This window comes from Holospora undulata HU1 (genome assembly GCF_000388175.3).
Classification (GTDB): domain Bacteria; phylum Pseudomonadota; class Alphaproteobacteria; order Holosporales; family Holosporaceae; genus Holospora; species Holospora undulata_A.
On record NZ_ARPM03000180.1, the window covers coordinates 1 to 4,899 of the forward strand.

General features: G+C 37.1%; 3 protein-coding genes. All 3 read left to right on the plus strand.

The features are described 5' to 3' along the window. On the plus strand, positions 1 to 701 hold a 701-nt coding region (locus K737_RS05560; RefSeq protein ID WP_035575189.1), incomplete at its 5' end, for a hypothetical protein. Between the two features lie 348 nt (positions 702 to 1,049). Further along, a complete protein-coding gene (gene alr / locus K737_RS05565; RefSeq protein ID WP_006299305.1) occupies positions 1,050 to 2,123 on the plus strand; it encodes an alanine racemase in 1,074 nt (357 codons plus the stop codon). A 287-nt stretch (positions 2,124 to 2,410) separates the two neighbouring features. Next, positions 2,411 to 4,435 carry a DNA mismatch repair endonuclease MutL gene (gene mutL, locus K737_RS05570; protein WP_006299302.1) on the plus strand — a complete coding sequence of 675 codons (2,025 nt, stop codon included), beginning with the start codon at positions 2,411 to 2,413 and terminating at the stop codon, positions 4,433 to 4,435. Positions 4,436 to 4,899: the final 464 nt, after the last annotated feature.

Consider the following 4,899-nt stretch of genomic DNA (forward strand, 5'->3'; position numbering starts at 1 on the left):
CAAAAGATAAATGGACGGATGAGTTTGTGGAAGTAGCACGTATTTTGGGATGGATATTTGAATTTGGAACAGATGAATTTGGGGAAAACATCTACGATTTGGTTCAGCAAATGATTATTGATGGAAAAGACCATTATCCTGACGAATCGTTAATGGGGTATTTTGCTGATACCAGTGTTCTTGGAGATTCTATCAATATAGATGTCCTAGAGTGTATGGGGATTGCCAATGATTTATTTATTGGTCGTCGAAGTAGTGAGCATATGTACAACGCATTTATCGAAAATACTCCTTACGATCCAAGCATGAAGTGGCCATGCCATCCAAATTATGACAGTTTATGTCCCAGCTTTGATCGCGCGCTTTGTCCCTATCTTCAAGGGCAAGACCCGCCCAGAAGTCAGGCGGTGATTTGGGTGCCTCTTCCTATTTTGCGATTTGCATTTTTTGCAAAGGAAGTTGCTGTATTTGGGCGTCCTTTTGAAGGGATGCAAAAAGTTGCTCAAGAGCAACTAGAAGAGCTAGACGGGCACTTTATTCACCCGGAATATTTTTACATTTTGGCACGAGTTTTAGAACTTGAAGACAGCGCTGAGTCTAGAAAAGCTTTAGACATTTTGGCCAACAATCTGTTTTTGGGAGAAAAGCCATTAACGCAGGCATGGACCCAAGAATTGGAAGATGCTCCGTGGCTTCGATAGACAAAACTCTACCGTTTTGGAAAATTTTGGGAAAGCTCGCCTTTAAGAAGCTTGGAATATGCGCGCTTTTTTTTGTGCCTTTCCTTGACAGCCTGGCAGAGGCCTCTTTGCAAGGGGCAGGCTTTATCGGAAGGGCACGTCAAGAGGGAAGCATAAAAAACTTAAATTTTTTATAACTATTTTTTGCGTATACTATAAAAATCAGTACTTTTCGTACTTACAGCTGACCCATTACTAACGATATCTTTAAGGAAAAGTTTAAATTTCTATCAAAAATTGTGAATTTAGCCTTGAATGTTGATCTATATTTCTTTTAAAATATAAAAAAATAAATATTTATGTATAATTATGGCTCGCCCTACACAAATTGTTCTTTCTGGTAAAAATTTATTACATAATTTGTCTATTGTACGGTCTCGTAATCCGTCAAGTAAAGTTATTGCAATGGTCAAAGCAAATGCTTATGGTCATGGAATACGCAGCGTTTCTAAGGTTTTAGACGGTCATGTAGAGTATTTTGGAGTTGCAAGCATTGATGAAGCGTTGTCTCTTCGCAATTCTGGAATTCAAACTCCCATTATTTTGATGGAAGGAGTATTCTGTGTATCTGAATTTGCGCTGACAAATCAACATAATATTTCAGTAGTTTTTCAATCTTTAGAGCAGTGGCAATGGTTTAAACAGGCTTCAGTACCTTTAAAAGCCTGGTTAAAAATAGATACAGGGATGGGGCGCCTGGGGTTTAATCTTGAAGAAGCAGAAGCGGTGTATCAAGAAATGTATCATCACGATTTTATTGAAAAGCCTTTGGGACTGATGTCTCATTTTGCGTGTGCGGATATTTTTGGGCACCCCTTGAATGCCCTTCAACATGAAGCGTTTTTTAAGTTTGCAGAAGGAAAATTAGTTATAAAAAGTTTAGAAAATTCTGCTGCAAGCTTGATTTCTCAAGGAGCCATTAGTGACGTTGTTCGTCCAGGATTGCTACTGTATGGGTGTAGTCCATTTCCAGAATATAGTGCTGATTTTTTTGGATTAAAACCAGTAATGTCTTTAAAAAGCCAATTGATTCGAGTTTTTCAAGCAAAACCTAAGCAAACTTTGGGATACGCAGGACGATATGTGTGTAAAAGTTCTATGCCTGTTGGAGTTGTTGCTGTAGGATATGGAGACGGATACCCCATTACGGTTCGAGACGGCGCTCCTGTTTTAGTAAATAACATTTTGTGCGAAATTGCCGGGCGCATTTCTATGGATATGCTTACTGTAGATTTACGAGCCATGGGTTCTGCTAAAGTAGGAGACCCGGTCATATTATGGGGGGAAGGATTGCCTTTAGAAAATTTGGCTCAATATACTCAACAACACGTATGGAGTATTTTAACTGGAATTCAGAATCGTCCTAAAAGTGTTTGGATTTGAATGTAGTAAGAAAAATTTAATATTTTATAATTAAAATTTTGATTTTTACTTAATATTAGGTAAAAATATTAAAATGTAATAAATAAATATAAAATAAAATAGATCGGATGCGGGAGAAAAATAATTGTAGGATATCAGCGTAGCAGTTTTTTTATAATTCCAGTACGCCAATCTTATTCCTAGCGTAAAATAAAATCTTGAGTACAATTTTGATCAAAAAGATTGCTTTGTAAGAAAAAATTAGATAAAATTTTATTTAGTTTTGATAAAAGATTTACAATTTATTAGTGTCTTGTGTTATTCGCTTACTAGAGCCGCAGCTCATCAACCGCATTGCCGCAGGGGAGGTGATAGAGCGCCCAACTTCCGTTATCAAAGAGTTAGTTGAAAATTCTTTAGACGCAAAAGCAACTCAGATCCACATTACTGTCCGGGGGGGAGGGCAAAGTTTAGTGCGAATACAAGATAATGGACACGGTATGGTAGAAGAAGATTTGAAGCTTTCTGTCCACCGGCATACTACATCAAAGCTTTCTCATTCCGATTTGTGGAATATTCATACTTTTGGCTTTCGTGGAGAAGCATTGGCATCCATTACCTCTGTATCTAAAGCTACTTTAACCAGTAAAGTATTAGATCAGCCCTACGGATTTAGCCTTTATATTGAAGGAGGAACGCAGCACCCTCTTAAGCCTATTGCCTGTGAAACGGGAACCTGTATTGAAATTCGTGATCTTTTTTTTGCAACTCCTGCACGATTAAAATTTTTAAGATCTCCATCGCAAGAATACATCCATATGACTCATTGTTTGGATCGGTTTTTACTTTTAAATCCTGCCGTTTCTTTTTTCTTACGTCTTGATGAAAAGCAAAAAATATTTGAAGCAACTTCTTTAGAAAACCGTATCCAACACCTACTGAATATGCCATCAACGCAAGGGTTTTGGCTGCAAACACAGATTCAAGATATAACAGTAACCGGATGGGGAGCGCTTCCAGGAGCACATCGAAGAAATGCAGATCGATTATTTGTATACGTAAATCAACGTCCTATTGAAGACCGGATGCTTATTCAAAGTATTCGGTTTGCTTATCAAGATCTTATTCCAAAAGATCGGTATCCGTGTGTAATTCTTTTTCTAAGTATTCCTTATTCAGATGTTGATGTTAATGTTCACCCTGCAAAAACTCAAGTGAGATTCAAAGCTCCTCAAGAGATTCGTGCAGTAGTAATAGCAGCACTGAAAAAAGCGTTAATGCAAAATGGGCAAAAAAGTGTAAATATTGCACCTAAGGTGGAGAGTTCAAAAGCTTTTGTGAATGATTTTTCTTTTGACTCTATGTCAGTGAAAGGTAATTTTGATTCTTTACCAGAGCAAGGTAATGTTGACTCTGCATTGGGGAAAAATGAACTTAATTCTTTATCAGCGCAAAATAATCTTTCTTCTGCATCAATGCAAGATGATTTTTCTATGCAAGATGATTTTTCTGTACAACATATCAATTCTTCGCTGAATTCTTTGAAAAAAGAAGAACAAGATTTTTCGTACACTTCCGTTTTTCGTAAAGAGAGTAGGCCACCCAAGGTTCCGTATTTTTCAGGACTTAAGGGGGGGGAGCATTTATCTATGCCTTCTTCTCTGAAAGAGGGAGACTCTGTTCTTTCATTAGCAGCAGAGCTTTTTGCATCAAGGGAAGGATTATCTCCTTCTTTGGATAATACTGAAAATATAGATTTAGGACAAGCAATTGGTCAAATTCATAGGCGTTATATTATAGCAGTTAATGCACAAGGGCTTGTAATTGTAGATCCTCATGGAGCGCATGAGCGCGTTCTTTATGAAGAAATGAAACGTCAATGGAGATCTTTTGATGTGCAATTTCTGATTCCTCCTCTTCCACTTTCTTTAACAGAGGCAGAAAATCTTCTTGTAGAAACTCATGCGGCCGCATTGGCACAGGTAGGATTTCCTGTAGAAAAACAAGAAAACGGGGTTGTACTTAAGGGAATTCCTGCAGTGTTTCATGAATATCCTGCCGATGCCCTTTGGGATTGTGTAGTGCAGCGCCTTTCTGATGAGTTGTTTTGCTCTCCTAAAGAGGTTCATCAGGAGCTTTTACACCACGTTTTGGCGTATTGGGCGTGCAGAAAAAGTGTTTTTTTAGGAGATTCCCTATCTTTAGAAGAAATGAATGGGCTATTAAGAGCTATGGAAAAAACACCACATTCTGCCCAATGCAATCATGGTCGAAACGTGTATTGTGTGTTTTCTATGGCGCAAATTGCCTCTTGGTTTGACCGTTCTCACTGAAATTATAGAGTAATAAAAAAATTGCTTCCTTAGTGAACAGTATAAAAAGATCAAGGAAAATTTTATTTGATTCCTTGGAAAACTAGGGGGAACAGCTAATCTTGTATAAAATTATTTGGTTAATATAGCTAATCTACAATACTATGATTATAATACAAAATTCCAGTACTAAATGAATAGATACATAATAGACCTCTTCGGAAACTAGAAAAAGAATAAAATCTAGGCTGGTATTATATATCTAATGGAGATGTGTATATGAAATACGAACAGATCAAAGAATTGGAGAAGGAAAATTTCGGACATTAACCGGATTTAAGAAAGCTATAGCTAAAACTTGATAAAAAGAATATGACAATGGAGCTGGGTGGAGTTATAATTATGTAATTAAAAATAAAACAAAAGCACGGTTTATCATTTGAAAAAGTAGCCGCTAGATTTTGCATATCTAAATCAGCAGTAGT